The sequence below is a fragment of the Parafrankia irregularis genome (assembly GCF_001536285.1).
GTDB lineage: Bacteria > Actinomycetota > Actinomycetes > Frankiales > Frankiaceae > Parafrankia > Parafrankia irregularis.
On sequence record NZ_FAOZ01000007.1, the window covers coordinates 298,711 to 325,414 of the forward strand.

Genomic DNA, 26,704 nt, shown 5'->3' on the forward strand with positions numbered 1-26,704 from the left:
GGGCCGTCACGGCGTCCCCGCCTCGGCGCCGAGCGGGCTACGCGGTGGCAACCGGGACCTTGGCAGGCTCCGGCAAGGGGATGCCGAGGTTGTCGCGCAGGGTCGTGCCGGAGTAGTCGGCGCGCAGCGAGCCGCGCTCCTGCAGCAGCGGGACGACCCTGTCGACGAACTCGTCCAGGCCGGTCGGGGTCAGGTGGGAGCCGACGATGAAGCCGTCGGACCCGCCGTTCTGCACGAACCCGTCCAGCTGGTCGGCGACCCGGGTCGGGGTGCCGACGAACTCGACCCGGCTGAAGAGGTGGATGGCGAGCTCGCGCAGGGACAGCTTCTTCGCCTCGGCGAGCTCCCGCCATTCCCGGACCGTCGCGAACGGGTCCTGGTGCAGCCGGGCCCGGCCCTGGATGACCAGCGGGCCGTCCGGGTCGGGATCGACGTCCGGCAACGGGCCGTCCGGGTCGTAGCCGGACAGGTCGCGGTTCCAGACGGCTTCGAACAGGATCTGCGCCGTTCGGCCGGTGATCTGGGTACGGGCGATCTCCCGCGCCTTCTCGACGGCGTCGGCCTCGGTGTCGCCGAGGACGAACGAACCGCTGGGCAGGATCCGCACCGAGCCCTCCGGGCGGCCGGCGCGGGCCACCCGGGCCTGGATGTCGCGGTAGAACTCCTGCGCCTCGGCCAGATGGTGGTAGGGCGAGAAGATGGCGTCGGCGGTGCTCGCGGCGAAGTCCCGGCCCTGAGGGGACACTCCGGCCTGGAGAACCACCGGCCGGCCCTGGGGGCTGCGCGGCACGTTGAAGCGGCCCGAGAGGTCGAACTGCCGGCCCTGGAAGCGGAACGCACCCACGTCGCCCGTGCGCACGAACTGGCCGTGCTCGGCATCGGCGAGCACGGCGTCGGGCGCCCAGGTGTCCCACAGCCGGCGGGTGACGGCGACGAACTCCTCGGCCCGGACGTACCGGTCGTCGCGGTGCAGGAAGCCGCCGCGCCGGAAGTTCTGGCCGGTGAAGGCGTCGAAGGAGGTGACGACGTTCCAGCCGGCGCGGCCTCCGGAGAGATGGTCCAGGGACGCGATCTGCCGGGCCAGCTCGTAGGGCTCGTTGAAGGTCGCGTTGAGGGTGCCGACCAGGCCCAGATGCTCGGTGACCGCTGCCAGTGCGGCGAGTACCGGCAGCGTGTCCGGCCGGCCGATGATGTCCTGGTCGAAGATCCTTCCCAGCCGCTCGCGCAGGATGAGGCCTTCGGCCAGGAAGAAGAAGTCGAACTTTCCCCGCTCCGCCGTCCGCGCCACATGGCGGAAGGTGGAGAAGTCGATCTGGCTGCCGGCCGCCGGATCCGACCACACGGTGTGATGGTTGACGCCTCCGACGTAGGCGCCAAGGATGATCTGCTTACGCGCGTTGCTCATGCTGATACCTCGAGTCGCGTGGTCAGTGGGCTGCCGCGTAGCGGTCGGCGGGCCGGGCAAGGCCGAGCAGCCCGCGCAGGGTGCCCGCCTCGTAGGCGGTGCGGAACAGGCCGCGGCGCTGGAGCTCGGGGACCAGGGCGCGGGTGATGGCCTCGAGGTCGTGCGGGACGGTGCCGGGCCGCAGCCGGTAGCCGGAAAGGCCGGCACGCTGCCAGTCCTCCAGCAGATCCGCGAGATCGGCGGACGTACCGGTGAAGACCAGCGCGTCGCTGCCGTACTCCTCCCCGGCGGCCGCGTCCAGGCGCTGCCTGCGGGCGGTCGCCGCCGCGGCGGTCTCGTCGAGGAACACCACCAGATCGCCGAAGATGTGCACGGTTTCTGCCGCCCTGCCGGCCGCTTCCTGCTCGGCGCGGACCTCGGCGACGATCGCCGCGGCCCCATCCGCGGTTCGCGGGGTCACGTAGATGACGTCGGCGCCACGCGCTCCGAGCCGGTACGGGATGGTCCCGTGCGCGAGCACCGACACCACCGGCTGGCCCTGCGGCGGCCGCGGCACGATCGACGGCCCGCGCACCGAGAACCAGCGGCCCTCGAAATCGATGTGATGCAGCTTCTCCCGGTCGATGAACCTGCCGGTGGCGACGTCGCGGATCTCGGCGTCGTCCTCCCAGCTGTCCCACAGCCGGCGCACGACCTCGACGAAGTCGGCCGCCTCGTCGAACCCCTCGGTGATCGCCGCCAGAACCTCGGGCCGGTCGAGGTCGGCGACGCCGAAGGCGAGGGCCGGCCGCCGGCCGAAGTGCGTGTTCTCCGCCGGCCGGGATGTCTGCGCCCGCCACCCGGCCCGGCCACCGCTGGTGAAGTCGAGGGTCGCGATCGCCTTGGAGATGTGGAACGGCTCGGTGTGGGTGACGGTCGCCGTCGGCACCAGCCCGATGCGGCTCGTGAGCGGAGCCACCCGCGACGCGATCAGCACCGCGTCCAGCCGCCCGCGTACCTGGTCGGTCCGCCCGTCCGGCCCGCCGAAGTCGGACGACTGCAGCCCGAGGGAGTCCTCGATCGTCACGAAGTCCAGCAGGCCGCGCTCGGCCTCGACGACCTGGTCCAGCCAGTAGCCCGCCGTGAACAGCTCCGCTGGCCGCGCGTCCGGCTCGCGCCACGCCGCCGGATGCCATCCAGCGCCGTCCAGCGCCACCGCGAGACGCAACGGCGTCCGCGCCGAATCCACCATCGAGGCCCTCTCCTGTTCGTCTTCGTCCCGTCACGTGCCTGTGCTGTCACGTGCTGATCAGCGGTGGTGCCATTCCTCGGCGAGCAGCTGGTAGGACCGCACCCGGTCCGCGTGCTGGTGGGTGATCGTCGTGATGGCGAGTTCGTCCGCGCCGGTCGCGTCCCGCAGCTGCTCCAGGCGGTCAGCCACCGTCCGCGGCGAGCCGACCAGCTGGGTGCTCACCCGGTCGGCGACCAGCGCCCGCTCCTCGTCGGTCCAGATCCGCGCGAGGGCCTCCTCCGGCGGGGGAAAGGGGACCACCCCGGCACCCGTGTTGTTGTCGCGCCGCCCACCAAGGCGATCGCGACCGCGGTCGACGAACCGATCACGCCGCCGGCGAGGTGATGCTCGGCGAACCAGTAACGCTGATAACCGAAAGCCTCGGTCTGACGGGCCAGGTCCACCGCGTTGCGCAACGCCGCCGCATGCGTCGCTCCGGCGCTGACAGGAACGAGATCAAGCACGGAAAGCGGGACGTCCGACATGGAGAGCCTTTCGGTCGACAGCTTCAGAGGGCACGCCAGCAGGGCGAGCCGACGACGCGTCCGCTCCTTCACTCACGGTCTGCACTCACCCAAAGCGTCCATGGATGGGAAACGGCCCGAGCCGGGGTGCGGCCGGGGTAAGCGCGCGCTATCCGCTGAGATGTGCTTTACGGCACGCACGTGGGCACCGCGAAAGAAAACACGGTGTCACCATGGGAAAGGCTCGCCGGCGGAAGACCGGAGGACCGGCCGCCAGGGCGGCGGGCCGACAGGTCAAAGTCGCTTGAAGTCAGCTCCCCGGCCGCCGGGAGTCTTCACGGCTGACCGTGAGGGACATCTGGTCACCAGGGACAGAGGGCGCTGCTGACACGGCCTTGATCGATGTGCCGGCGCGTCACCAGAAGGGGCGGGGACGCGACGTCGACAGCTCGTTGGGTATCCACCGTGCCTCTCCCTTTGCCGCCTGCCGACGCATGACCGACGCACAATTTCCGGATCCCTGCCCAGTCGCCCACCTGAAGACGATGAGCGGGTCAAAGTGCCTGCCAGGCACCGGCACCTGGTACAGGTGAAACACTAGGGACGGAACTCTATTCCGTCAATCTCTACCGGATAAGCGAGTTTTCCGATTCACGCGCGAGTAACACCTGGGGCCCGCATCCTCAACCGGTGGGAGCGCGGGATCGGCGTCCGTGGGCACGGCCAGCCGATCGGGCAGTCCCGTCTCCTGCACGGCGGCCGATCGAGGAACTCGACGGGATCAACTGAAGCGCCGCAGCCCCGGATCAGGGTGCGATGCGGATCCGGGGTACATCATCGTCCAGCGCGCCACGCACGCTCAGTGGAAGGGAGGACGCGGCTCCCGGGCCCGCCGCCCGGCCGACGGGCTGGGAACGGGAACGCAAGGTGTCGCCTCAGTTCTCGGCAGGGGGGATGTTGGGGTTGAGCCGGAAGCGGTTCTCCGGGTCGTAACGGCGCTTGACCTGTCGAAGTCGCTCGACGTTGCTTCCCCAGGCCCGTGCCCGGGCGGCGTCGTCGAGGTCGGCGTCACCGCCGAAGTTGAGGTAGGTGCCCGACGCGGCCCGAAGCCTGACGGCATCGTCGTAGGCGTCGCGCACCCAACGGATGTTCGCGCCGTCGTCGGCCGGGTCCAGCCAGTTTCCGTCGAGGCTCAGCATGTACCGGGCGCTGCGGTCGCCGAACGCGGTTTCCGTCGGCCCGACCCGCGCCATGGCGCCTCCCAGGAGAGGCGCGTGGACCATGGTCATCGGATGCGGACGGTTCTGGCCGACGCGGGCCACGAACGCGGTCGCGTCCTCGTCGAGGCGGTCCAGGTAGACGGACTTCCAGTAGCTCTGCAACCCGCCCTTCGGGAAGAAGGCGTCGAGGGAGGACTGCGCTGCCCGGTAGGGCAGGGCCTGGCTCATGTCGGCGAGCGGCGAGCCGAACTCGGCGAGCGCCCGACACGCCCGCTGGCCCTCGTCCGGATCGCCCGCGTACACGGCGGCCACGATGAACACGTCGCGGTTGTGTACGGCGGGCGGAAGCGCAGGCACCGCCGGCAGTGACCACAGCATGGCACGGCTGGTGACCTCGTCGGGGACGGTGGACGTCCAGTCCCGCCAGCGGGGGAGCATCTCGGCGGCATCTTCGATCGGGTAGGCGACCATGCCGTTCCAGACGACCGGGCCGAGCGGATAGGCCTCGAACTCGAAGGACACCACCACGCCGAAGTTGCCGCCCCCGCCGCGCAGCGCCCAGAACAGGTCCTCGTGCTCGGAGGCGCTGCACCGCACGACGTCGCCGCTGGCCGTCACGACCTCGGCCGCACGCAGCGCATCGCAGGCCAGCCCGTACCTGCGGTGCAACCAGCCGATTCCGCCCCCGAGCGTCAGGCCCGCCACACCCGTGGTCGACACGACCCCACCGGGTACCGCGAGCCTGTGCAGCTGCGTCTCACGGTCGACATCGCCCCAGGTGGCACCACCAGCCACCCGCACCCGCCGCTGCTGCGGGTCGACCCAGACACCCCGCATCGCCGACAGGTCGATCATCAGGCTGTCGTCGGCCGTGGAGGTACCGGCGATGCTGTGGCCGCCGCCGCGGACGGCGACGAGCAGGTTTCGCGTTGCGGCGAGACGGACGGCGTCGACGACGTCAGCGGCCCCGGTGCACCGGATGATCAGGCCTGGTCTGCGGTCGAGCATGGCGTTCTGGATGACCCGCACGTCGTCGTATCCGGCGTCGTCCGCGGTCAGGACCTCCCCGCGGAAGATCGCGCGGATCTCCTCGACTGTCTCGTCCGAAAGCGTCTGCCGCTCGCCTTCCAGCGTAAGCACCTGTGCCGACATGGCGCGTCCCTCCCCTCGTGCTCACCGGTGCTCACCGGTAAGCACCGGTCTGCGTCACTCACCTCTCCAGACTCGCGCCACGACCGGATGGCCGCAAAGCGTGCCGGTGCCGGGGACATCAGGTCCAGTCACCGGTTTCGGTGTTTCAGACGGGGCAAGGAGGTAGCTGGATGGGCCGATCTCGAACCGCGGACGGACGTGATCGAACGACCTGACGAGCTGGACCGCCCCGTTGTCCTGACCGAGGAGTGGCTGTGAGCAACCCGGATCCGACCTTCTACCGCTCGCCGGGCGATGCCGTGGCGGCCCCGCCGGAACATCTGGCCTATGTCGCAGCATTCGATCCGAAAGGAGCCATATCGGATGCAATGACCGTGGTCGACGTTGACTCCACCTCGTCGTCCTGTGGCCAGATCGTCGGTTGGACGGACCTGCCGGGGCTCCGCGACGAGTTGCACCACTTCGGCTGGAACGCGTGCAGCAGCGCGCTCTGCCATGACAACCACGGCCATACCGACAACCACGGCCATACCGGCAACCACGGCCATACCGGCGGCCTCGAGCGACGTTATCTCGTCGTCCCGGGGCTGCGGTCCTCCCGGATCCACATACTGGACACCCGGCCGGATCCATCCAGCCCGCGCCTGGTGCACACGATCGAGGCGGCCGAACTCGCCGCCAGGGCCGGCTACTCCCGGCCGCACACCGTCCACTGCGGGCCGCATGGTCTGTACGTGTCGGCGCTGGGCGGGGCGGACGGCGCCGACGGGCCCGGCGGGGTGGCGCTGCTCGACCATGACACGTTCGAGGTGGTCGGCCCCTGGGAGCAGGACCGCGGCCCGCAGTACCTGGCGTACGACCTGTGGTGGCATCTCGCGCAGGGAGTGGCGGTCACCTCCGAGTGGGGCACGCCGTCAATGATCGAGGACGGGGTCAACGCCGAGCTCCTGCTCGGCCGGAAGTACGGCCACGCTCTGCACTTCTGGGACCTCGGCAGCGGTAAGCACCTGCAGACCGTCGATCTGGGGCACGACAACCAGATGGTGCTGGAGGTGCGCCCGGCCCACGATCCGCGCGCCTCCCACGGCTTCGCCGGCGTCGTCACCAACGTCACGGATCTTTCCGCGTCCGTGTGGCTGTGGTACCGCGACGGTGACGGATGGGCCGCGCGGAAGGTCATCACGATTCCGCCCGAACCCGCGGACCCGGCTGATCTGCCACCGGTCATTCGTCCGTTCGGCGCGGTCCCCGCCCTGGTGACCGACATCGACCTGTCCGTCGACGATCGATGGCTCTACGTGTCCTGCTGGGGGACCGGAGAGCTCAAGCAGTTCGACGTCCGGGACCCGTTCTCACCGCGGGAGGTCGGGTCGGTGCGCCTCGGTGGGATCACGCGCCGCACCCCTCATCCGGCCGCCCCGGACGAGCCGCTCGCAGGCGGGCCGCAGATGGTCGAGATCAGCCGGGACGGACGTCGGGTCTACCTGACGAACTCGCTGTACTCGGCGTGGGACGACCAGTTCTACCCGGACGGCGTCGGCGCGTGGATGGCGCGCCTTGATGCGGACGTGGACGCGGGCGGGATCAGCCCGGACGTCCGCTTCTTCCCCCACGGCGCCGACTTCCGCGGCCGACGCGTGCACCAGATCCGGCTGGAGGCCGGCGACGCCTCGTCCGACTCCTACTGCTTCGCCTGACGCGGTGCCCTCCCCGGACGCGGTGTCGGGTGAGCTGTGCTGTCAGCGGATCGGTAGCGTCAGGGAGGGGCCGGGGGTGGCCATGCCGCGGCGCCGTCCTGACGATCCGGCACCGGCATTGGCACCGGTGCTGGTGCCCGGGTCCGCGGCGCGGGGCGTGGGGACGGCGACGGGCAGCGGGCCGGTGGCCAGGCCGGCGTAGCGGGTCTCCTTGCGGACCTGGTAGACCCAGCTCTTGCTGACGGTGACGCCCCACCGCGCGAGCAGGGCCACGGCGGCCGTGGCCGAACCGCCGGACTCGTCGAGGGCACGGATGATCGCCGCGCGCTTCACCGACGGGTCCGTCGCGTCGAGGCCGGTCAGTGGCGCTGGTCCGGTCCGGGTGCCGAGCCTGCCGGGTGCTGGCTGGCGTACGGCGGCCGCCGCGGACCTGAGCTGGCCGGGGCCGGGGGACAGGCCGGCCGCGGTGGGCTGGCCGCCCGCCGCCGGGCTGTCCGGACCGTCCGGGCTGGCGGACGAGTTCGACGTCCCGGCGTCTGCTGTCGCGGTCGCCGGTGGCGAGGCCGGCGTCGCCCCCGGAGCCGGCGTCGGTGGCGACGCCGGCGCCGGTCCCGGTGTCGGCGGTTGCGCGGGTTGCGGGCCCGTGGCCTCGGCTGGTGCCGCGGAGAGGGCGGGCGTCGCTGTCGGGTCCGCCGGTGTCTGGGCAGGCGGGGTCGCGAGCCGCCGGTCGGGATGGATCTGGCGCATGAGCAGCTCGTACGAGCCGAGCAAAGCCAGCGGCGGCCAGCCGGCGATGACGCGGGCGCTGATGGTGGGGTCCGCGTGCAGCACGTTCGCGGCCAGGGAGGCACAGGCTCCGGCGGCCAGCAGGCCTCCCGACAGCCAGGACCGGCGCCGCCCCGCGCGCCGGTCACCGAGCATGGCCATGGACGCCGCCACGATCAGGCCGTCCACGCTGAACGGCAGGACGGTCGCCGTCATGGGGTCCTCGCCGTACTGCAGGGCGACACCGCGCATGTGCCGGTACGAGACGAAGGCCGCGACCGTGGCGACCGTGGCCACCGCGATGACCGTCGTGATCCGGATCGCCCGTTCGGACCGCGCGCCCGCCCGCGGAGGTCCCGTCGTCGCCTGTTCGTCCACCACACCGCTCACCCAGTCTCCGGGCCCAGTCCCGGCGGTCTGGATCGTCCGTGCCGGGAACAACTTGCGGCAAACCATGGCATGAAGTGTGGATTTTGCGAAATCCGGGTCCGTTCGCTCCACACTCTGGTGCCAGCCGCGGCCGCCCGGGGTTGTTGCGGCGGTGTTGCGAGGGTGCGGCGGGGGGAGTGGCGCGCGACGCGAAGAGCGTCCAGTGCCCAAATACGGGATGAATCCTGATTCGGCCGTAGTCTTCTTGTCTACGGGGCATAAGGGTGCACGGGATGTCCGGAGGGCGTAGGGTGCCCGTCCTCCGCGAGGCCGGCGCGCGACCGGGGAGCGAGGATGCCGTGAAGGTCGTGACGATCGCCAGCTACAAGGGCGGTGTCGGCAAGACCACGTTGACCGCGAACCTCGGAGCGGCCATAGCGCGCCTCGGCCGGCGCGTCCTGCTCGTCGACCTGGACCCGCAGACGAACCTGACCTTCAACTTCTACGGCGCCGACCAGTGGCGCCGGGATCTCGCCGACCAGCGCAGGACGGTGAAGGCCTGGTTCGAGTCCTGGCGGCCGGGCACACCGCCGCCACCGCTGGCCGGGTACGTCACGAGCCCCCCCGTCGCCCAGGCGGTGGTGGCCGAGGGCGGGGGCACCCTGGACCTGCTCGCCTCCCATCTCGCGCTCGGCGACATCGAGATGGCGCTCGTCGGCCATCTCGGCGGGGCGCAGGCGCACCGGTCCACCCGCTACTACTTCGAGGTGTACCAGCAGCTCGCGGCAGGGCTCGCCGCGCTTTCCCCGACGGACTACGACCTCGTCCTCATCGACTGCCCGTCGCATTTCGGGGTCATCACCCGGGCCGCGGTGGCCGCCTGCGACTACCTGCTCATCCCGTCACGGCCGGACAACCAGTCGACGGTGGGCGTCGAGCACCTGATGGCGCGGCTGGGGCGCTTCGTCTGGGAGTACAACCGGGTCGCGGAGCTGCAGTCCGGCATCCACCAGGCGGTGAAGCCGCTCGAGCCGCGGCTGCTGGGCGTCGTCCTGACGATGGTGCAGTACTACCGGGGCTCACCGACGAGCTTCCTGCGCCCGCACATCGAGCGGGCCGAGGGGCTGGGGATCCCGATCTTCTCGTCGATGCTGCGGGTGAACAACCGTGGGTTCGCCGGTGTGGCGGGCACCCCGCTGCCGGCGGTGCTCTCCCCGGATCTCACCCCGGAGCTGGCCCGCGAGCTGCTCGACCTGGTCGAGGAGTTCCTGCTGCGGATGGGTGCGGCCGGCCGCGGCGCCGCCCGGGTGTGCGACGACGCCGTGCCCGTCACGTCCGACTGGAAGCGGTGACCGGACCCGGCGCGGTGGGACGCGTGCGCGTCCCACCGGCCGTGGCGTGGTCGGGTGGGGCGGCTACCTCGGTTACTTCCTGATCCACAGCTGGTCGGGCAGCAGCGAGCCGAGTCCGTACTGGGTGACGCCGCCGACGTCCTTGGCCGCCATCAGGCCCGGGTTCGCGCGGACGGTGAACACACCCGGCACGAGCGCGGTCAGCCGCTGCTGGAACGTCTCGTAGGCGGCCTTGCGGGTGGCCGTGTCGGTGGCGGTGCGGCCGGTCGCGAGCGCCTCGTCGAGCTGCGGGTCGTCGACGCCGGGGAAGTTGCCGCGGGAGTCGCTGCGGAACGCGGTCCACACCCGCGGGTCCGGGTCGACGAAGCTCGAGGACCACACGAGCATGTCGAAGTCGCCGGCCATGCCCATCTTGGTGGCCTCCGGGAAGTCGACCACGCGGATGTCGACCTTGACGTTCTTGTAGGCGCTGAGCTGCGCCTGGATGTTCTCCGCGGTGTCCTTCATCTCGGACGTGGTGTAGGCGGTGAAGGTGAACTCAACCGGCCTGCCCTCGGCGGCCAGCTCGTCGAACAGCCGCTGCGCGGTCGCCTTGTCCGTCCTGCGCAACGGCTCGTCGACGTAGAGGGGGGAGGAGTCGGAGAAGAGGGTGTCGACGGTCTTCCCGGCGCCGTTGTAGACGGCGAGGTTGAGGGTTTCCATGTCGATCGCGGCGGCGATCGCCTGCCGGGCGCGCAGGTCGTCGAACGGCGCCCGGCGCATGTTCATCGCCAGGAACAGCCCGCCGTTGAGCGGGGTGACATCGGTGGTGTAGCCCGCGTCGGCGGCCTTGTCGAGGCTGTCCGCGTTCGTCTCGATGACCACGTCGGCCCCGCCGCTGACGAGGGTGTTGTAGCGCTGGCTCGCGTCGTTCGAGGTGCGGACGGTGATGGTGTCGAGGTAGGGCCGCGGTGCGTCGTGGTAGCGGGTGTTGCGGGTGAGCTCGATGCGGTCCTGGCGGGTCCAGCTCCTCAGCGTGTACGGACCGGCCCCGACGGGGTTCCTGTCGAAGGATTCCCTGCCCTTCGCCAGCGCCGCCGGCGAGGCGATCCAGTTCATGGACGTCGTGAGCATCGCCCGCGGGAAGCTCGGCGTCGGCGCCTTCATCCTCACCGTGAGGGTGGTGGCGTCCACGACCTCGGTGGCGGCGACCAGGGAGGCCTCGGACAGGTACGGCGAGGCGTTGGCCGGGTCGCGGTGGCGATCCCAGTTGACCTTGACGGCCTCGGCGTCGAGCGGGGTGCCGTCGGAGAAGAGCAGGCCGGGCCGCAGCTTCAGGGTGAACGTGGCACCCTTGTCGGTCGTGTCGAACGACTCGGCCATCGTGTAGCTGAGCTCGTCGGTCTTCTCGTCGTTGACCATCAGGGTGCCGTACAGGGCGTTGCCGACGAACCCGCTGATCTGCCAGGCGTTCGTCATGGTCACCGGGTCCATCGAGCTCGGCTCCCGGATCTGCAGGACCTGCGCCGTGCCGCCCTGCACCGGCGCACCGGTGGGACCGCCTGCCGTCGGACCCGCGCCTGTGTCGTCGCCACCGCCACAGGCGGCACCCAGGGTGAGTGCCGCGCAACAGGCGATGGCGGTGGTCAGTAATCGTGCTCGCCGAGCCATGAGTCGTCCCCTCGTCGGTGTCGCGGCAGCCCGCGGGTCCGGGCGTGCGCCTGCGTCCGAGCTGGCGCTGGCGGGCGCCCGGACCGGCGCGCTGCCATCTGGTCGAGTTCCCGCAGCCGTCGGTCGACGTTCAGGCGTCGGCCGGCCCGCCGTAGCGGCGCCGGTAGGCGCGTTCTCGCTCAGTGAGACAGCTATCTTTCACGAGAAGATAGCGAGCTTCTCGCAGCGTTGTTGACGGTTTGCGTAACTCCGAGCTGGCGTTTTCGCCCGATTACCGGGCCGGTGCGCGGTCGGCGCGCAGCCACCGGACGAGTCGGCACCGTCGCGGCCGCAGGCGCCACGGTGGGCCCCCTGCGTGGGCCCGGAGCCACCACGTTGCATACTGACGGCGATGAGCCAGTCATCGGTTCCCAGACGTCACCTGCCGACCAGCCCCTTCAAGGCGCCCGTCATCGTGCCTACCCCCGAGTTCGCCGAGGGCGACCGGGTCGTCCACGACGCCTTCGGGCTTGGCCGGGTCACCCGGGTCGAGGGCCCCCATGCCGTCCTGGTGGATTTCGGGTCAAGCCAGAAACGCATCGCGAGTCCGTTCGAGGGCATGTCACACCTCTGACGGCTCAGGCTGCGCCCAGCCCGCCTCCGGCGCGCGCGGCCTCAGGTGTGCTCAGGCTGGTCCGGCCGCGCTGCCGGTGTGCCCGGGGCCGCCGGTGTGCCCAGGTGCTCCGCCGCCGCGGCCCGCGCCAGCTCCAGCACGATCTTCGGCGCCAGCCCCCGGGCGGCGGCGACCGCGAGCACGTCCTCATGCTCGACGGAGGCGTTGACGACCTCGCCGCGCGACGAGGCGACCTTCACCCGGACCTGCCCACCGGCGACGGGCACCCGCAGCTCCCGGCGGGCCAGCGCCGTCTTCGTGACGACGTACTCACGGACCCCGATCGATGACGTGTGGCGGAACAGCACGTCGCGCACACGGTCGGTGTCGGCGGGGGCGCACAGCGCGCAGACGGTGTGCGCCGGCCGGCCCTTCTTCATCAGGATCGGCGTGAGCCAGGCGTCGAGCGCGCCACCCGCGAGCAGCGCCGCCAGAGTCGACGGCCACAGCCGTGGATCCAGATCGTCGACGTTCGCCTCCAGCACGACGTTCTCGCCGTGCCGGGCACCGTGTGCCACCGCCGCGCCGGCCAGGTTCTCCTGACCGACGACGAGACGGGTCACGTTCGGGTGCTCGGTGAGGTCCCGCCCGCCCGCGCCGAGCCCGACCGCGGTCGTGCGCATCAGTGGCATGGCGCCGAAGCTCTCCGCGAGGGTGACGGCGAGCGCGACGCCGGTCGGTGTCGCGAGCTCCACGTCGACCGGGCCGCCCGCCGCGGGCGCCCCGCTCGCCCGCAGCAGCTCCAGCACAGCCGGCCCCGGCAGCGGGATCGCCCCGTGCGCGGCATGGACCCGCCCGCCTCCCAGCGAGATCGGGCTGCACACCAGCCGCCCGACGCCCAGCGCGTGCAGCCCGACGATGGCGCAGACGACGTCGGCGATGCTGTCGAGCGCACCGACCTCGTGGAAGTGGACCTGCTCGATCGGGCGGCCGTGCACCGCCGCCTCGGCGGCACCCAGGGTGCGGAACACGTCCGCGGCACGCCCGCGAACCACCGGGGCGAGCGTGGACGACTCCAGCAGCCCCAGAATGTCGCGTAGCCCCCGGGCCGGCTGGTTCGGCGCGCAGCGCACCAGCACCTGGGTCGCCCGCAGCCCGCGGCGGGTGACGGTCCGCGCCGCCAGCTCCACGTCGTCGGCCAGGCCGAGCGCGGCCACGGCGGCGCGCAGGACGTCCAGGGGTGCCCCGGCGTCCACGCAGGCGCCGAGGAGCATGTCCCCGCTGATGCCGCCGGTCACGTCGAGCCAGCCGACATTGTCCGCAGAGATCGTCTCGCCCGCCATGGCCCCATCATCGCCGGCCGCGGCCGGCGGCCGGCGATCCACCCACCCGAGCAGGTCCCGGTCGGGTCCGGCTCCGGCGTCGGTCAGATGTCGTCCCAGGGCACCGCGGCGTACACCTGGGCCAGGGCGGCGACGGCCGCCGGCGCGGCCGGGAACGTCGTCGTGTCGATCCGCCCCACCGGCGCGAGGCCGCGCCCGTTCACCACGAAGGCGGCCTGGAACCGGCCGAGGCCCGCCAGCGGCACCGGTTCCCGCCGGGAGCCCGGCAGCCGCTTGTCGAGCAGCGTCATCGTGACGCCGGTCAGCATCGGGGCCTGCGGCCAGATCACCGTGGCCGGCCCGGCAACGGTCCCGCCAGCCGCGTCCCCGGTCCCGTCGCCGGTCGTCAGGAAGCCGATGTTGGCGACGGTGGTCTCGCACACCAGCCCGTCCGCGGTGACGAGCAGCGCGTCGTCGAACCCGCGGCGGCGGGCGAGCCGGGCGCTGTGCAGCTGCCCGAAGGTCCCGACATGCTTGAGATGCGGGAACGGCCGCGGGGAGCACAGCGAGCTCAGCCGCAGCGGGGTGACGGCCGGCTCCGCCGGTGCGCCGACGGAGACCAGGACATGGACCGCCCCGTTCGCGCCCGGAAAGACCACCACCCGTACGGTCGCGTCACCGCGGCGCTCCGGACCCTGCGTCGCGGTCGCGGTCGCGGTCGCAGCCGCGGCGGTCGCCGGTGTTGCCGGCGTCGGCGTCGGTGCCGTGGCGAGGGCGTGTCGGATCCGGTCGCGCAGCAGGTCCGGGTCCAGGCCGGTTCCGTAGAGCTCCTGGTTCGCCTGGTCCAGACGGCGCAGGTGCAGCTCGAGCCCGCGGACCCGGCCGGCCCGGACCTGCATGGTCGTGACATGCCCGTCGTTGGTCAGCGCCAGCCGGCGCAGATCGGCCGGGCCGGCCGGGCGGGCGTCGACCTCGACGTGCGGCGACGGCGTCTCCACGGCGTCCACCGTAGTGCCGCATCGGCGTCATCGTGACCGTTTCCGGGCGGCCGGTCCGGCCGGGCCGACACAGGTGAAGGCCCGATTCGTCCGCCCCCGCCGGAGGGCACGTGATGTTCGCGGGGGAGGATGTTGTTCCGCCAGCGGCGAATTCCGGTAGCGCGTACGGTGTCGTCGCGACGAAGATCTCCCGTCACCCTGGCCGGGCGCGGGCGACGACTGCGGGCCGTGAACGAATGGGGGTCTTCGGTGACGTCCGAGACGAGGCACGTTGAGGCGGCGGGCCGGCCCTGGTCGCGCGGCGGGCTGGGCCGGGCGGCGACCGCGGAGACCTCCGCGGTCAGCCTGCTGGACACCCTGAGCGAGGTCGTGTTCCGGACCGACGCGGACGGACGCTGGACCTACCTGAACCGGGCCTGGACGACGCTGACCGGCTACGAGGTCGGCCCGAGCCTCGGCGCCCGCCTCCTCGACTACGTCCACCCCGACGAGGTGGAGTACGCGGCGACGGTGTTCGCCGACGTGGCGCGGGCCGGCACGGACCAGTGTGTGCACGAGGCGCGCTGCCGAACCCGCCACGGTGGCTACCTGCGGGTCCAGATCCGCGCGAGCGTGCTGCGCGGGCCCGCCGGGGAGGTCGTCGGCAACTCGGGGACGATCGTCGACGTCTCCGGGTCGCGCTCGCACGCCCAGGTCGTCGGCGAGGAGGCCACCCTGCTGGAGTCGGTCGGCACCGGGAGCGCCTTCGAGGACCTGCCGACCGGTGTCGCCGTCTACGACCGTGAGCTGCGGGTGCGCCGCTCCTCGAGCGCCGTCGACCGGATGGTCGGCGCCGCGCTGCGGGTCGGTGAGCCGCTGGATCGGCTCGTCGAGCGGGTCCGGCCGGCCGACTGGCGCTCGCGCTCCCTCGGCGGTGAATGGGGCCTGGTCCCGGTCGCGCTGCGGACGGGCCGCAGCCAGCTCGGGGATCTGGAGCTCGACGTCGAGGGCGGGTCGGCGCGCTCCGTGCGGGCGACCGTCATTCCGTTCCAGCAGAGCGGCGAGGAGCTGGCGGCGCTGGTGCTGTCCGACATCACCGACCTGCGCCGCGCCGAGCGGCAGCAGGCCGGGCTCGCCCGGCTCGGCCAGCGGGCACTGGCCGGCGTCGACCTGCCGACCCTGCTGGCGGAGGCGGTCGAGCTGGTCGCCGGGGCACTCGAGGTGGCCGTCTGCGAGGTGATCCAGCGGGACGTGGACGGCCGTGAGCTGGACCATGAGGTGGACGGCGGGCCCGGACCGGGGCGGGACCGGGATCCTGCCGGCCGGCGGGACGCGGCGCCCACCGCTCCAGGGGTGCTCCTGACGGACCCGGCGGCGGCCACCGCGGCGCTGACCGACCCGGCGGCGCCGACGGCACCCACGGCGCTCGGTGTCGGCCCGATCTATCTCACCGGGCCGCTCGCGATCGAGGCGCGGTCGCTGGTCCATCTCGCGTTCGACGTCGACGAGCCGGTGGTGGCGAACAACCTGGACGCCTGCCCGCACCTGCGCAGCGGCTGGTCGGACGCGGGCGGCGCGCAGGCCGCGCTGGCGTCCCGGGTGGGCAGCGCCGGTTCCCCGTACGGGGTGCTCGCCGTGGCCAGCCTGCTGCCGCGCCGGTTCACCGGCGACGAGGCGCGCTTCGTCCAGGCCGTCGCGAACACCCTCGGCGCGGCCATCGACCGGGAACGGTCCGAGCGCCGCGCCCGGGCGCGGTACGAGGCGGCCCAGCGGGGCCGGGCGTGGCTCGCGGCCAGCGCCGAGATCACCGCCGGTGCCATGGTGGCCGGCCAGTCGCAGCAGGCGCGCATGTTGCTGGCGTCGCTGGCGCGGGCGGTCACCTCCGCGGACGTCGGTGCGGTCGCGCTGCCCGACGAGGCCGGCAACCTGGTCGCCACCGAGGTGGACTCCGCCGGCCATCGGCATTCCGACCCGGAGACCCTGCACAGCCTCGCGCTGGCGCTGGAGGCGGCCGAGAGCCGGTCCGAGTTCCTCGCCGGTCGTCCGGTCCTCGTCGACGGCCTGGACGATTCCGATGCCTGGAGTGGCCCGATCGCCCTGGCGCCGCTCGCGGAGGCGGCTGCGGCGGCGGCAGCGGAGACGGCGGCGGATTCGTCGGATCTGGCTGATTCGTCGGCGGAGCCGGGGAACGAGCGGGACGCCGGCTCGGTCCGCGGTGGGGTGGACGGGGCGGGCGACCTGCTGGTGGCGGTGCCGATCCCGCCGATCCCGCCGGGACCGCGGCTGCGCGACGCGCTGGTCGTCCCGCTGACCGCCGCCGGCGAGCAGCTGGGTGCGCTGGTGCTGGGCAACGCTCCGGACGGCGTTCCGTTCGCCGCCGACGACCCGGAGCTCGTGGGGGTGTTCGCGAACGACGCGGCGATGGCGATCCACCTGGCCGAGGCGCAGCGCGAGCGGGCCCGGTTCGCGGTGTTCGAGGACCGTGAGCGCATCGCCCGTGACCTGCATGACCTGGTCATCCAGCGGCTTTTCGCCATCGGGCTGCACCTGCAGTCGCTCACCCGAGCCGTCGGTGACGTGACGGCCGCGCGGCTCAACGCGGCCATCAACGGTCTTGATTCGAGCATCGAGGACATCCGGCGCACGATCTTCAGGCTTCAGCCGACGCCGGTCGGCGCCTGAGACGAAGGGGGCAGGCCCGGATCCGGGCCTGCCCCCACCTTCCCGGCGCCTGGAGGCCCGCGGTCAGGCGCCGGCCGGGCAGCCGGGGCTGCCCGGCTCATCCGACCCGGTCGCACCGGTCGCACCGGTGCCGACAAGCTGCCCGAGGAAGAGGCTGTTGTCGTAGAAATGTTCGGTTTCCAGCAGCTTCAGGTCGTCGGAGACCCGGGCGACGGTGACGCCGAACAGCTCGATCCGCTCGCCGGTGGGGGCGTTGCCCTTGTAGGGGCCGGTGAAGCTGCCCCAGTGCCGCCATTTGAAGGAGATGACGGGCGGCGGCGAGTACACCTCGAGGACCTCCCAGAAGAAGCCGCCCGGGAAGGCCGTGTGGAAGACCTCGTGCGAGGACTCGAAGGTCTCCTCGCTCGCCTTGTAGTAGGGATTCTCCCCGATCAGGATGTTGTAGCTGCCGCGCTCGGCGAGCTCGGCGCTGCCCGCGGGCGCTCCGCCGTTGAGGCTCACCTTGACCCGGTCGACGACCATGCTGACCCACTGTGCCGGGTCGGCCTTGTGGGACAGCTCCATCTCGAAGACCTGCACGAGGTTCTCGACGATGTCGGCGAGCGATCCCGGCTCGTGGCGGGTGGTCCGTTCGCCGGGCATCACCTCGCGGGAGAAGTGGTAGTCCGGCGGGGCGCCGTGGCGCCATTGCGTGTCCGCCGCCGCCGTCGCGGCGGCGAGGACCGCCTCGCGGCCCTGTAGGTGCAGCGGAGTCGTGCCGGTCGGGCCGTTGTCGGTCACCGTGTCGTCCTCCGGAGGTCTGGCTGTCTGGCTCTGACGGTCTGGCTGGTTCTGGCGGACTGATGCGTCGGCCAGGGAGGGGCTGACGCAGACCTCGATCGGTGTTCCCCGGGTGGTCGTCTCGACGGTCCGGTTGGGTGGCGGAATGCGTCATTTGCGACGTAACGGGGTACTTCATGAGTCTGGTCGCGGAACAACCTGCCAGGCCCACACCGTTCGTCCCCGGAGGAACGTCGAAAGTCCCTATGGGACAGGTACATCTGCCGCCGTCGGGGGTCGAAGGGTAGCCCAGGGGTGACCTGAATTATCCGGCGCGGGTGGCCGTGTCGGCGCCAGGACCGCACGAGAACCGGACCAGGGTGGCCCGCGATGTCGCCCGTCCGTGAGCGGAGACGACCGAAACCCGGCCATGCCGCCGCGGCTTGCCTAAGATGTCGGGCGACTGCCACGGTCCCCTCCCGCGGTGACGGACGGGCCCGCTCGGCAGCGGGTCGGATCTTGGGTTCCTCAGGGGTTGTGGGTGAGTTGTGAGCACGGGTAAAGTCCTTCGTTTCGATCATGTCCGTGGCTATGGGTTCATCGCGCCGAGCGACGGCGGCGAGGACGTCTTCCTGCACGCGAACGACCTCCTCGTCGAGAAGAGCCTGGTGGTGCCGGGCGTGTTGATGGAGTTCGACGTCGAGGACAGCGACCGGGGGCGTAAGGCGTCGTCGGCCCGGATCGTGCGGGGCTCGGCCCCCGGTGGGCCGTCGCCGGTGGCGGGTCCGGGGCCGGTGTCCGCGAGGGCGGACGACGGTGGCGACGGGCTGTGTGACGTCCTGCCGGTGGAGGAGTTCACGCAGGAGGTCACCGAGGTGCTGCTGCAGACCGAGCCGCCGCTGACCGGCACGCAGATCCTGCACGTGCGTCGCCAGCTCGCCAGCTTCGCGCGCAAGTACGGCTGGGTCGAGAACTAGCGCGGCCGCGAACACGGCAGGCGGGGAACCAGGGCCCTCGACAGGCATGGCGTCCGGACTCTCGGCCGGTGAGCAGGCGGTGACCGTGCTGACCGGCGCCCGGGTGATCACCCCGGCCGGGATCCTCGACCCCGGCTGGGTGCGGGTCCGCGGCGGCCTGATCGCCGGTGTCGGGCGGGGCCGGGTCGAGGTGCCCACCGAGATCGCGGCCGCGGCGGCCGTGCCCACCGAGGTCGTCGACCTGGGCGGGGCGTGGCTCGTACCCGGCTTCATCGACCTGCACGTGCATGGGGGCGGCGGCCACGACGTCACCGCCTCCCCGGCGGACCTGGCGGCAGCGGTCGCCTTCCACCGCGCCCACGGGACGACCCGCACGCTGGTCTCCCTCGTGACCGCGCCGGTGGCGCGCCTCGCCGAGCAGCTCGGCTGGATCGCCGCCCTCGCCGCGGCGGGACCCGGCCCGGGTGGCCATGTCGTGGGCGCGCATCTGGAGGGCCCGTTCCTCGCCGCGGCCCGCCGCGGCGCCCAGCCGGCCGAACACCTGCGCCAGCCCGACCGGGGGGTGTACGCGGAGCTGGCCGCCGCGGCGGCCGGAACGCTGCGGGTTGTCACCGTCGCCCCCGAGCTGCCCGGCGCCGGTGCCGTTGTCGCCGCCGCGCTCGCCGACGGCGTGATCGCCGCGGTCGGCCACACCGACGCGACCTACGACCAGGCCACCGATGCCTTCGCGGCCGGTATGACGCTCACGACGCACCTGTTCAACGGCATGCGGCCGCTGCATCACCGCGAGCCCGGGGCCGCCGGCGCGGCGCTCGACGCCGGGGTCGTCTGCGAGCTCATCAACGACGGTGTGCACGTGCACCCGGCGCTGCTGCGGTTCGTCGCCGCCCAGCCGGACCGGCTGGTGCTGGTCACCGACGCCGTCGACGCTGCCGGGGTGGGCGACGGGGACTACCGGCTCGGCGGCCAGCCGGTCCGGGTCCGCGGCGGCGAGGCCCGGCTGGCCGCCGACGGCGCGCTCGCGGGGAGCACCCTGACGATGGACGCCGCGGTGCGCCGTGCCGTCCGGGCCGGCCTGCCGATCGAGACCGCCGTCGCCGCGGCGGCGACGACCCCGGCCCGGGTCCTGGGCCTGCGGGGCAGCTGCGGGGCGATCGAGCCCGGTCTGGCAGCCGACCTGGTGGTGCTCGACGCCGACCTCGCCGTCACCGGCGTCCTGGCGGGCGGGCGGTGGGCGGGCGCGGGGCCGCCCGGCACCGTGAGACGTCCGGCACCGTGAGACGTCCGTGTGACGTCCGATGCCGTGTGACGTCCGTCAGGCCTCCTCCTCGCCGTGGAGGCGGCGGGGGTGATCCAGCGGTGGGCGGAACAGCGCCTCCTGGACCAGGCTCGCGCCGAGGCGGCCGTCGCGGGCGTGGATGGTGCCGGTGTACCAGCCCCGGCCGCCCGCGACCGTGCGCGGCACATGATCCATCAGCACCCATTCGTCCAGGCGGATGTGCCGGTGGAACCAGACGGCGTGGTCCAGGCTGGAACCCGACCGGGCCTGCGCGGTGTGGTACGGCGCGAGGCCCGCGAGCCCGTCCGACAGGTAGGTCAGGACGACCGCGTGGACCAGCGGATCGTCGGGCAGCGGGTCGGTGCACCGGGCCCACAGCCGGATCGGGAAGTCGACGCCGGCCGCGAGCGGTTCGGCGCGCGCCTCGAAGGAGATCGGGCGCGCGAGCACGAACTCGTCGAGGCCCTCGGGAGCCGCCAGCGGTGGCATCGGATCGCTGGTGAGGTCCACCCCCGGCTCCGGTGCCTGGAACGACGCCGACATGTTGAAGATCACCTTGCCGCCCTGTACGGCGACGACCCGGCGGGCGGAGAACGACCGGCCGTCGCGGTCGCGGTCGACCCGGAACACGGTCGGTCGGGACGCGTCGCCCAGGCGCAGGTAGTAGCCGTGCAGGGAGTGCGGCACCCGGCCCTCGGCGACGGTGCGCCCGGCGGCGAGCAGTGCCTGGGCCGCGACCTGGCCGCCGTAGAGCGCGTAGCGGTCGTCGAACACCTGCCGGACCCGGAACAGGTCGCGGTCGATCTCCTCCAGGTCCAGCAGCCCCAGGAGCGTGGACCCGGCCGGATCGACACTCACCGGCCTGATGTCGCTCGCCGGCCTGAAATCGCTGACCGACCTGCTGTCGGCTGTTGGTCGCATGCTCCGCCCTCGCCCTCCGCCGCGGGTCCGGGTCGCCCCGACCCGGACCCGTGCCCGCCCGCGCTCCCGGTCCCGCCGGGCCCCGGCGCGGCGGGACTGCCCTGATCGCGGCGCTGTGCCCGCCGCAGATCCGGGATACTGCATTGCTCGGCCCGGCACCCCGTGGTGTGCCCCAGCACACCTTTCGCCAGCTGTCCCGCCAACGTCCCGTCAGACGTCCCGGTGGTGTTGCGTCAGACGTCCCGGTGGGTGTCGTCGCGGCGGGTGTCGCCGTGCGGGGAGAACCAGGCGTCCGGTGACCAGCCGCCGTCATCGGGCTGTCGTTCGCCGAGAGTGGGCAGGTGATGGCCGGCGGATCCGTCCACGGTGTCGGCCGGGTCGTGGGCGCCGTCGGGGTCCGGGTGCGGGCCCGGTGACGCCGGCGGCGGGGGTGAGGCAGGCGTGGTGGTGGCCGGGGGCCCGTAGCCGTCCGGATCGAACAGCCCGTCCTCCGCGCGGCCGTAGGTGCTGGCGGAGAAGAGGGCCTTCGGTGCACCGGTGCGGGGGTCGGCCGGGGTTGTCCGGGGCGGTCCGAGGTCGGGCCGCACCGGCGCCGCGTCGGGCCGCACGGGAACCCCCAGCCGTCCCGACGTCACCGGAAGCACGGCCGGGAAGACCCCACGGGGGACGGTCAGGGCGTCCGCGGGCTCGCCCGCCGCCTCCCCGCCGGCCTCGCGCAGGCCGAGGCGTTCGTGCACCACGCGCAGCGGCCCGGGCGCCCACCAGTTGTAGCGGCCCGCCAGGGCCATGAACGCGGGCACCAGCACGGCGCGGACCACGGTGACGTCGAGCAGCACAGCCAGCGCCAGGCCCACCCCGATCATCTTGATGAGGCTGATGCCGGACGTCGCCACCCCGACCATGACCACGATCAGGGCGAGCGCGGCGCAGGTCAGCAGCGGGCCGGTCGCCGCGAGCCCGCGGGCGACGGCACGGCGGTTGCCGGACCCGCGCAGGTGCTCCTCCCGGATGCGGGCGAGCAGGAAGATCTCGTAGTCCATGCTGAGTCCGAAGGCGATGCAGAACATCAGCACCGGGCTGGTCAGCTCGACCGTCCCGGAGACCTGGAAGTGCCCGACCAGGTTCTGCAGGTGCCCGTTCTGGAAGACGAACACCATCACGCCCATCACCGCGGCCAGGTTGAGCGCGTTGAGCACCAGCGCCTTGAGCGGCAGCAGGATGCTGCCGGTGAACAGGAACAGCAGGACGAACGTGGCTGTCACCACGACGGCGATCGCCCCCGGCAGGCCGCGCAGGACGGTGTCACGGGTCTCCACCAGATGCGGCGCCAGCCCACCGATCTCGACCGGGTACGGGGCGGGGATGTCGCGCACCAGGTTCACCGTGCGCTGGGTCGCGCTCGAGATCGGGTCGGGTTCGGTCGGCCACAGCGACAGCCAGGCGCCGCCGTGGGTCCCGACGAACTGCTGGCCGGCCTCGGCGGACACGGCGGCGACGAGCGCGCCGTCGGTGTAGCTGCCGGCCACGGTGTCCACCCGCGCCATTCCGGGCACGCGCGACAGCCGGGCGGCGTACCCGCCGAGCTCGGCGACCACCGCGGGCTCCCGGGCGTCCACCCCGGGCACCACGACGGGGATCTGGCAGGGCAGGCAGACGGTGAAGTCGTCGCGCATGGCGTCGTTCACCAGATGCGAGTCCGCGGTGGTCGGCAGCACGGTGTCGTCGGCGAGGGCGACGCGCAGGTTGCCCAGCGGCAGCGCCAGCAGCACCATCAGCGCGACCGCGGCCCCGCCGAACAGCACCGGATGGGCCATCACCCGCCGTGCCAGGCCCATCCACGCCGCTCCCGGCTCGCGCCGCCACGCCGGCCGCCGGCCCGCCGGCTGCCTGTCTGACGTCCGCTGGTCCGCTGTGCGCCGGTCTGCTGTGCGCCGGTCCGACGTGCGCGGGCGTGCCGGGCCCCGGCGTGGTGACCACCGGCGGCCGCGCTCGACCCGCTCGCCCAGCAGTATGACCGCCGCCGGCAGCACCAGCAGCGCCGCCAGCTCCGAGGTGATCACCACCGCGATACCCGCGTAGGCGTAGGAACGCAGGTAGGGGAGCGGGAACAGCAACGCGCCGGTCAGCGACAGCGCGACCGTCAGGCCGGAGAACAGCACCGTGCGACCCGCGGTGCGCAGGCTGGTGCGCAGCGCGACGGGAGCCGGCGCACCGCCGGTCCGTTCCTCCCGGAACCGGCGCAGCAGGAAGAGGCAGTAGTCCACGGCGAGGGCGAAGCCGAGCGCCGTCGTCAGGTTGAGCGAGAACACCGAGATGTGCGTGATCTCGGAGAGCAGGCGCAGCAGCGCGAGACTCGCGATGACCGCGGTGCCGCCGACGACGATCGGCAGCAGCGCCGCGGCCACACCCCCGAACGCGAACAGCAGCACGACGAACACCAGCGGCGCGGTGACCAGCTCGGCCCGTTCGAGGTCGGAGCGGCTCTGCTCGGTGACGTCGCGCATGACCGCCGGTGCGCCACCGAAGCGCACCATGACTCCCGGGCCGTCGTGGGCGTACCGGTCGTGCAGCGCCTCGATGTGCCGGGCGATGGCGTCCTCGGTGCCGGTGAGCCGGAAGAGCACGAGACCGCTGCGGCCGTCCTCGGAGCGCAGCAGGCCCGCGGTGGGCTCCTGGGACCAGTAGGAGACGATTCCACTGACACCCGGTTCGCGGCGCAGCTCCCCGGTGACGTGCTCGCCGAGGCGGCGTGCGGTGGGCCCGTCGATGGTGCCCGGCGCGGTGACCATGATGGCGACGTTGGGCGGCGCGCCGGGGAACTCGGCGTCGAGCATCGCCTCGGCGCGGGTGGCCGAGTCGCCGGCCGCGTAGAAGCCGCCGGTGGCGAGCCGGTCGAAGACCCCGCCGGCCCAGGGGAGCAGGCAGGCGATGACCAGCCCGGTGATGGTCAGCACCCGGCCCGGGCGATTGATCGCGATCCGGGCCAGCAGCGCGAACAGCCCGCCGCGACCGCCGGCGGGGATGCTGGCCGGCCCCGGCGAACCACCCGTGCCGCCGTGCCGGCCCGAGTTCCCGGAGCTGCCGTAGTTCCCGGCGTTTCCGGCGCTGCCGGCGCTGGGGGTGTTTCCCGGGTTTCCCCGGTTTCCGCTGTTGCGCGGGTTACCCATACCGCCCGCGCTTCCCGCGCCACCGGTGTTACCGGTGTTACCGGTGTTACCGGGATGTCCCGGCACGCGGCTCGCCTGCTCGTCGGCGGGAGCGACCGCGCTCGCCCGCACCAGCCGAGCCCGGGCCGGGGGGAGCGCTGCTGGCCCTTTCGGGCGGATTTCTGGCGGTGCCGGCAGAAGGCGGTTGGTGGGCGGTGGCATCGCGCGTGGGGTCAGTGGCGGCGACGACACCGTCGCCGACGCGGCCACGGTTCCCGCGTGGGCGGGTGACCGGTGGCTGTCGGGGCGCCCCGTCGAGCCCCTGAACCGCCGCGTGACTTCGACGGGAAATGACATGCCTTCAACGTAGAAGTGCGAAAGATTGGGTGATACCCCCGTAGAGGGGTACCAAAGTCGTGAATACCTCTTTAATGTTCACGCCGATGGCGCCAGTACCCCGATGACGTCGTGAGTCACGCCAGTCGGGTATCCGGAGGAGGGGGAGTTCGTCGTGACAGACAAGTTCGAACGGCACAACAACGGCGGATCGCCATCGCAGCGGGAGAGGTGCCCCCGGCCGCAGTACGGGGCACAGCCACGCGGGGGTGGACCGGCCGAGTCGGCGGGTCGTCCGGAGGGTTCCGAGCGGGCCGGCGGGCCTGCGGGCCCAGCCGCCGGCGGCGGGCGTTCCGGGGGCGAATCGTCCCGTGGCGGGGCGGGATCGGCGCCGCCACCAGGGCAGGAGCAGTCCGGGGCGGCCGAGACCGGCGGCGGTGCCTCGCCGGCGTCCACCGGCCCGCTGGCGCTGCCCGCGCCGGGCGCGGCCGCGACCAGCCCCCGGCGGGCACCGGTCGGGCGCACCTTCTGCCCCAGGCCGACACATCGGCGGTGATATCCGTCCCGGGACGGCGCGCATTCGGTCCCGGGCTGCACGGGAACTTTCGACCACGCGAATCCGCCGACGGGGTGCGGGCGATCTCCACGCCCGCACCCCGTCGGTATTTTCGGATGTTTCCTGCGCCGCCCGCGCGGGTGCCGGCCGGCACGGCCGGGAAAGCTCGGGCGAGCGCCGCCGGAGAAGCCTGAGGCTGGTCCGGCGCCGGTACTCACGGCAGCAGGCTGGAGCGGCGCGCGACATTCACCGCCGCGGTGCGGTTGTGCACACCGAGCTTGTTCATGATGCTGCGCAGATACGCCTTCACCGTCTCCGGGCTGACCGCGAGCCGGCGGGCCGTCTCGGCGTTGGACATACCCTCCGCGACGAGCCGCAGGACGTCGAGCTCACGCGGGGACAGCCCGAACGGCTGGGCGCGGGTCGGCGGCGCGGTGTCGGGGAACAGGTCCTCCAACAGGTCGCGTACCGCGATGATCCGCTCCCGCAGCGCCTGGTCGCTGGTCTGGTAGGTCAGCTCCTCCAGCTCGGAGTCGACCCGGCACAGCACCCGCAGCCGGGACGCGCCCGGGGTGGCCGCGGCGCCGTCCGCCCGGGCGGTCGTCGTGCGATCGGCCAGCATGGCCTCGAACCGGCGGGCGACACCGAGCGCGGTCTCCACCGCGGCCGGCGGCACCGGATTGTCGGCCCGCACCCCGCAGTACAGCACCGCGTGCACGATGCCGCCGGCGCGCACCGGTACGGCGACCACCGAGGAGATGTCCTCACCCAGGACAGCCCAGTCGCGCTGGTCCTCGGTGTAGCGCGGGCGGGTGCCCGCGTCGATCACGACGGGCCGGCCCAGGGCCACCACCCGTCCGCCCACGCCGTGGCCCGGCGGCAGGGACATTCCGCGCAACGCGTTCGTGCGGTTCCCGTCGAGCGCGCTGATGGTCAGGTAGCGCGAGCGGGGGTCGACCGATCCGCCATAGGCCAGATCGGCGCCGGTACGGGCGCGCAGCCGGGTGACGGCCCGAGGCAGCATCGCCTCGACCGAGCAGCCATCGGTAGTGCCCGATGTCATCGTCTTCCTCTCGTCCGGGGGTCTCGCGGACTAAGAACGAACAAAACTCCGAAACGGCAAATGGTGCCGCCGGCCCGCCCGATTTCCGCGGTCTGAAGACGACCGAAGACAAGGCGGGGCAGCGAAACCGGCGTCGTGCCGTGCGGTGTCCACGCAGCCGGGTCGGCGTGGCCCTTTACGGCAGACAAATCTCCTTGCCGGGAATTGAGACTAGCAAGGGGATCTTCGTCCCGGCAATCCGCGCATTGTGCACCGTGGTGCCGAACGCGGGCAGTGAGGGTTGTGATCGGCCGCGGGTGTAGGGGGTGGCCCGGTGGCGCTGACCCGTGGTGACCCGGCGGGTGGGGGTGGCGCCGGAGGCGGTGGCCGGCCGGTGGTGGATCGCCGGATCGGGCCGCGCCCGGTCGCCGTGGCTTCCCGGTGGGCCGGGAAGCCGATGATCGGACGTTCGTCCTCCGTTGATATTGATCCGCTCCCCTGTCGGCCGATGGCCGTTCTTGCGGGTCGAGCGGTTGTCAGTTGTGTTTCCGATGATCGAAGTGTGGGAATGTGCGCCGGTGCGGTTGGGTAAAAACCGGTTCGGTGGGTCCAGGGTCGGGGCTGTGCCGACGTTGCCGTCGTCACCCCTGGTCGTGGGTGGGCGCCGGTGGGCGATCGTCGGTGCGATCCGTCGGCCGAGGCGGGCGAGGGTGTGCCGGCCTGCCGGTCGGCCGGTCCGTTCCGCTCGGTCACCGCGCCACCTCACAGGGC

The 26,704-nt window shown here is 72.6% G+C and carries 20 protein-coding genes; 7 read left to right on the plus strand and 13 right to left on the minus strand.

Going from position 1 to position 26,704, the window contains the following annotated elements; translation table 11 throughout:
* Positions 1–37: 37 nt before the first annotated feature.
* The 5 genes from AWX74_RS14195 to AWX74_RS14210 all read right to left on the minus strand — a co-directional run bounded on the left by AWX74_RS14195 (position 38) and on the right by AWX74_RS14210 (position 5,511).
* Positions 38–1,405: an NtaA/DmoA family FMN-dependent monooxygenase gene (locus tag AWX74_RS14195; protein ID WP_091276411.1), complete on the minus strand. Its 1,368-nt coding sequence runs from the start codon at positions 1,403–1,405 to the stop codon at positions 38–40.
* A 22-nt stretch (positions 1,406–1,427) separates the two neighbouring features.
* Positions 1,428–2,636, minus strand: coding sequence for an LLM class flavin-dependent oxidoreductase (locus AWX74_RS14200; RefSeq protein WP_091276416.1), 1,209 nt, complete (start codon positions 2,634–2,636; stop codon positions 1,428–1,430).
* Positions 2,637–2,693: 57 nt separating this feature from the next.
* Positions 2,694–2,936, minus strand: coding sequence for an LLM class oxidoreductase (locus AWX74_RS41255; protein WP_226933201.1), 243 nt, complete (start codon positions 2,934–2,936; stop codon positions 2,694–2,696).
* Entirely contained in the window at positions 2,855–3,160 is a 306-nt protein-coding gene (locus AWX74_RS14205; RefSeq protein WP_226931816.1) for an LLM class flavin-dependent oxidoreductase, read from the minus strand. The genes AWX74_RS41255 and AWX74_RS14205 overlap by 82 nt, the downstream gene beginning before the upstream one ends.
* 914 nt (positions 3,161–4,074) lie before the next feature.
* Positions 4,075–5,511: an FAD-binding oxidoreductase gene (locus AWX74_RS14210; protein WP_091276418.1), complete on the minus strand. Its 1,437-nt coding sequence runs from the start codon at positions 5,509–5,511 to the stop codon at positions 4,075–4,077.
* A 254-nt stretch (positions 5,512–5,765) separates the two neighbouring features.
* Here AWX74_RS14210 and AWX74_RS14215 point away from each other — a divergent pair, with 254 nt between their 5' ends.
* Positions 5,766–7,208: a selenium-binding protein SBP56-related protein gene (locus AWX74_RS14215; protein ID WP_091276421.1), complete on the plus strand. Its 1,443-nt coding sequence runs from the start codon at positions 5,766–5,768 to the stop codon at positions 7,206–7,208.
* 42 nt (positions 7,209–7,250) lie between these two features.
* On the opposite strand, the gene AWX74_RS14220 is transcribed toward AWX74_RS14215, so the two are convergent.
* Positions 7,251–8,363, minus strand: coding sequence for a DUF2637 domain-containing protein (locus AWX74_RS14220; RefSeq protein ID WP_242666226.1), 1,113 nt, complete (start codon positions 8,361–8,363; stop codon positions 7,251–7,253).
* A 338-nt stretch (positions 8,364–8,701) separates the two neighbouring features.
* Here AWX74_RS14220 and AWX74_RS14225 point away from each other — a divergent pair, with 338 nt between their 5' ends.
* Positions 8,702–9,694: a ParA family protein gene (locus AWX74_RS14225; RefSeq protein ID WP_091276427.1), complete on the plus strand. Its 993-nt coding sequence runs from the start codon at positions 8,702–8,704 to the stop codon at positions 9,692–9,694.
* 72 nt (positions 9,695–9,766) lie between these two features.
* Here the strand turns inward: AWX74_RS14225 and AWX74_RS14230 are convergent, their stop codons facing one another.
* Complete coding sequence (locus AWX74_RS14230) at positions 9,767–11,344, minus strand: ABC transporter substrate-binding protein (RefSeq protein WP_091276429.1); 1,578 nt, start codon at positions 11,342–11,344, stop codon at positions 9,767–9,769.
* A gap of 391 nt (positions 11,345–11,735) precedes the next feature.
* On the opposite strand from AWX74_RS14230, the gene AWX74_RS14235 reads away from it, so the two are divergent.
* Entirely contained in the window at positions 11,736–11,957 is a 222-nt protein-coding gene (locus tag AWX74_RS14235) for a hypothetical protein (protein ID WP_091276432.1), read from the plus strand.
* A 41-nt stretch (positions 11,958–11,998) separates the two neighbouring features.
* On the opposite strand, the gene larC is transcribed toward AWX74_RS14235, so the two are convergent.
* The gene (gene larC, locus AWX74_RS14240) at positions 11,999–13,279 is read right to left on the minus strand and encodes a nickel pincer cofactor biosynthesis protein LarC (RefSeq protein ID WP_091276435.1); all 1,281 of its coding nucleotides are present in this window, start codon (positions 13,277–13,279) and stop codon (positions 11,999–12,001) included.
* An 83-nt stretch (positions 13,280–13,362) separates the two neighbouring features.
* Complete coding sequence (locus AWX74_RS14245) at positions 13,363–14,256, minus strand: aminotransferase class IV (protein WP_091276882.1); 894 nt, start codon at positions 14,254–14,256, stop codon at positions 13,363–13,365.
* A gap of 249 nt (positions 14,257–14,505) precedes the next feature.
* On the opposite strand from AWX74_RS14245, the gene AWX74_RS14250 reads away from it, so the two are divergent.
* Positions 14,506–16,917 carry a PAS domain-containing protein gene (locus AWX74_RS14250; RefSeq protein ID WP_091276438.1) on the plus strand — a complete coding sequence of 804 codons (2,412 nt, stop codon included), beginning with the start codon at positions 14,506–14,508 and terminating at the stop codon, positions 16,915–16,917.
* A gap of 63 nt (positions 16,918–16,980) precedes the next feature.
* Here the strand turns inward: AWX74_RS14250 and AWX74_RS14255 are convergent, their stop codons facing one another.
* Complete coding sequence (locus tag AWX74_RS14255; RefSeq protein WP_091276441.1) at positions 16,981–17,697, minus strand: nuclear transport factor 2 family protein; 717 nt, start codon at positions 17,695–17,697, stop codon at positions 16,981–16,983.
* 527 nt (positions 17,698–18,224) lie between these two features.
* On the opposite strand from AWX74_RS14255, the gene AWX74_RS14260 reads away from it, so the two are divergent.
* A complete protein-coding gene (locus tag AWX74_RS14260; protein ID WP_091276444.1) occupies positions 18,225–18,653 on the plus strand; it encodes a cold-shock protein in 429 nt (142 codons plus the stop codon).
* A 46-nt stretch (positions 18,654–18,699) separates the two neighbouring features.
* The gene (nagA, locus tag AWX74_RS14265) at positions 18,700–19,932 is read left to right on the plus strand and encodes an N-acetylglucosamine-6-phosphate deacetylase (protein ID WP_091276447.1); all 1,233 of its coding nucleotides are present in this window, start codon (positions 18,700–18,702) and stop codon (positions 19,930–19,932) included.
* Between the two features lie 36 nt (positions 19,933–19,968).
* Here nagA and AWX74_RS14270 read toward each other — a convergent pair whose 3' ends face one another.
* Positions 19,969–20,790 (minus strand): acyl-CoA thioesterase, encoded by an 822-nt coding sequence (locus tag AWX74_RS14270; protein WP_091276885.1) that lies wholly within the window; start codon positions 20,788–20,790, stop codon positions 19,969–19,971.
* 296 nt (positions 20,791–21,086) lie between these two features.
* On the minus strand, positions 21,087–24,131 hold the full coding sequence (locus tag AWX74_RS14275; protein ID WP_242666227.1) for an MMPL family transporter: 3,045 nt from the start codon (positions 24,129–24,131) through the stop codon (positions 21,087–21,089).
* Between the two features lie 379 nt (positions 24,132–24,510).
* On the opposite strand from AWX74_RS14275, the gene AWX74_RS39490 reads away from it, so the two are divergent.
* On the plus strand, positions 24,511–24,891 hold the full coding sequence (locus AWX74_RS39490) for a hypothetical protein (protein WP_131799460.1): 381 nt from the start codon (positions 24,511–24,513) through the stop codon (positions 24,889–24,891).
* A gap of 214 nt (positions 24,892–25,105) precedes the next feature.
* Here the strand turns inward: AWX74_RS39490 and AWX74_RS14280 are convergent, their stop codons facing one another.
* A complete protein-coding gene (locus AWX74_RS14280; protein WP_006539916.1) occupies positions 25,106–25,954 on the minus strand; it encodes a helix-turn-helix transcriptional regulator in 849 nt (282 codons plus the stop codon).
* Positions 25,955–26,704: the final 750 nt, after the last annotated feature.

Coding starts and splice junctions, on each gene's coding strand:
- AWX74_RS14195 (WP_091276411.1), bottom strand. CDS start 1,405: ATGAGCAACGCGCGTAAGCAGATCATCCTTGGCGCCTACGTCGGAGGC.
- AWX74_RS14200 (WP_091276416.1), bottom strand. CDS start 2,636: ATGGTGGATTCGGCGCGGACGCCGTTGCGTCTCGCGGTGGCGCTGGAC.
- AWX74_RS14205 (WP_226931816.1), bottom strand. CDS start 3,160: ATGTCGGACGTCCCGCTTTCCGTGCTTGATCTCGTTCCTGTCAGCGCC.
- AWX74_RS14210 (WP_091276418.1), bottom strand. CDS start 5,511: ATGTCGGCACAGGTGCTTACGCTGGAAGGCGAGCGGCAGACGCTTTCG.
- AWX74_RS14230 (WP_091276429.1), bottom strand. CDS start 11,344: ATGGCTCGGCGAGCACGATTACTGACCACCGCCATCGCCTGTTGCGCG.
- AWX74_RS14235 (WP_091276432.1), top strand. CDS start 11,736: ATGAGCCAGTCATCGGTTCCCAGACGTCACCTGCCGACCAGCCCCTTC.
- larC (WP_091276435.1), bottom strand. CDS start 13,279: ATGGCGGGCGAGACGATCTCTGCGGACAATGTCGGCTGGCTCGACGTG.
- nagA (WP_091276447.1), top strand. CDS start 18,700: ATGGCGTCCGGACTCTCGGCCGGTGAGCAGGCGGTGACCGTGCTGACC.
- AWX74_RS14280 (WP_006539916.1), bottom strand. CDS start 25,954: ATGACATCGGGCACTACCGATGGCTGCTCGGTCGAGGCGATGCTGCCT.